This is a genomic window from Aminobacter sp. P4_D5, from assembly GCF_056401815.1.
Map to the genome: position 1 here is coordinate 1 of NZ_JBFUIP010000764.1, position 691 is coordinate 691.

Sequence of the window (691 nt, forward strand, 5' to 3'; positions counted from 1 at the left end):
GGAATACCGGCCGCATCCGGATGTGATAACCGTTCGCCGACAGCACCGCGAAGCCCGGTAGGTTTTGCGAGGCCATGGTCACCAGGAAGAGCGGCAGCGCGATCCCGACCATCGCGCCCCAATGGAAGCTCGGCGTAACCCAGGCGAGCTCCGGCGCCTGCCAAGCGCCGCCACCAGGCAATCCAGGCCCCAGGACCAGCACCGTCACGGCGACCACCACGGCCGTAGGCACCGCCCAGAGCCTCTGGACCCGCAGCATCAGCGCCCAGGCGAGCACCACCGGCAGCGCGAGCCAGGGCAGGGCGCCCACCGCGCGCACCGGCGCGAGGCAGAGGTCCAGCAGAACGCCGGCCAGCATCGCTGCTGCGATGGCGGGTGGGATGCGCTCCACCGCCCGCGCGAAGGGCCGCCACAGCCCTGCCAGGATCAGCAGCAGCGACGCCGCCAGGAAGGCGCCGACCGCCGCGGGAAAGCCGCCGTCCGGCGCGCCGCTGGTCGCCAGCAGCGCGGCGCCGGGCGTGGACCAGGCGATGGAGATCGGCATGCGCCAGACGATCGAGAATCCGGCGCCCAGCAGGCCCATCAGAAGGCAGAGCATCACGAGCCCCGATGCCGCCTGCTCCGGCGTCGCGCCCATGGCGGAAAAGCCCTGCAGCACCACCGCGAAGGAAGAGGCGAAGCCGACGAAGGA

At 71.9% G+C, this 691-nt stretch carries 1 protein-coding gene; it reads right to left on the bottom strand.

Annotated features, from left to right (window positions below; all coding sequences use genetic code 11):
- Positions 1–691, bottom strand: a 691-nt coding sequence (locus tag AC1DWF_RS34850; RefSeq protein WP_476843041.1) for a benzoate/H(+) symporter BenE family transporter, incomplete at both ends; no start/stop codon positions are given.